Annotated in this window: 1 protein-coding gene and 1 pseudogene; both read right to left on the bottom strand. The window is 49.2% G+C overall.

The window, feature by feature from the left end; all coding sequences use genetic code 11:
* Positions 1-576 (bottom strand): annotated as a pseudogene (locus tag DP73_RS23245) (hypothetical protein); the annotation flags it as partial.
* 152 nt (positions 577-728) lie between these two features.
* Positions 729-1,475, bottom strand: a 747-nt coding sequence (locus DP73_RS21890; protein WP_034602532.1) for an exosporium glycoprotein BclB-related protein, incomplete at its 5' end; no start/stop codon positions are given.

The following is a 1,475-nucleotide window of genomic DNA, read 5'->3' on the forward strand; positions in this document are numbered from 1 at the left end:
TGTAACTCCGGTTGCTCCTACATCTCCTGTTGCTCCCGTTGTTCCTGTTGCTCCTACGTCTCCGGTCGCTCCTGTAGCTCCCGTGCCTCCCGTAGCTCCCGCTCCTGTAGCCCCTGTAGCTCCCGTACCTCCCGAGCCTCCCGCTCCTGTAGCCCCAGTAGCTCCCGTGCCTCCCGTAGCTCCCGCTCCTGTAGCTCCTGTAGCCCCGGTCGCTCCTACTATTCCTACAGAACCGATTGGATCTAGTTCAGCTGGTAAAACGCGATGAGCTGCTACCAAATCACCGCCGTTCCCTTTTCCCCAACAAGAAATCTCTACCCCATCAGCACTGGTTATAAACTGAAATTCAAATTGATCAAATTGAGCAAAATAGACCCTTGATAAAACTTCTCCTGCAGCCAAAGTAAACAACTCTTGAACGTATTGAACTTTAGTGGTTCCCGATACAAAGAACCCCAATATTTGGATGTCTGCAGAAAAAACTTCATCATTAGTTATCTGTACTGTAAATGTTACAGTTGGCCTTACTCCATCAAATGGTGTATTTTCTATTATTCCGGTAGTTAATTCAGCCATCATTTCTTCTCCTTACACATATTTTAAAGCACTATAAGTGCATCAATACTCTACAATGAGACAACAAAACACTAATATAATTAATGGCATTGATACTACTCAGCATCCGTTAATTGAGTAGAAAGGCTCAAATTTCAGCCTCTCTTTTTAGGTTAAGCAATGGAAACCCCTGCGCTGGCGTAGCCTGAAATTACTGCTGCGACATCCAAACCAGCAGTAACTGTCGGTGTAAATACCATCAACAAACGGGTACCAGCGGTAACCGGAATTGCTAACCCTGTAGTAAGACCATCGCTAACCGTCCCAATTGCCACAACTCCTGTAAGTGCTGGTGCCAGCGTTGCAACCGCACCTGCAATTGGTGTAAAGGTATTATCAGGTGTGGTGGATGAATACAGTTGTGCTGTAATTGTCACCGTTGAGCCCACTAAGGCTAGTGCTGCTGTAGTGCTGAAGAAGGCCGCAATCGATGTTATTGTCCCATCTCTTGGTACTGAAAACGCCATATTATCGATTGAAGTAACATCAATTACTCCACCTGCAGCGCTAATACCACTGGTCGAATCTCCAAATCCTAAAGCTGACGAGGTGTTAAGCAGTCCACCTAAGACAGTCGTTAATGTCGATGGAGTCCCTGAAGCGAAAGGTATTATTGCTCCCGCTCCTGCTGCCCCTGTGGCTCCTGCTGCTCCTGTGGCTCCTGTCGCTCCTGCTGTTCCTGTTGCTCCTGTGGCTCCTGCTGTTCCTGTTGCTCCGGTTGCCCCCGTTGCTCCTGCTGTTCCGGTTGCCCCCGTTGCTCCTGTGGCTCCTGCTGTTCCCGTTGCTCCTGTTGCCCCCGTTGCTCCTGCTGTTCCCGTGGCTCCAGTTGCCCCTGTTGATCCTGCTGTTCCCGTTGCTCC

This window comes from Desulfosporosinus sp. HMP52 (genome assembly GCF_000765145.1).
Lineage (GTDB): Bacteria > Bacillota > Desulfitobacteriia > Desulfitobacteriales > Desulfitobacteriaceae > Desulfosporosinus.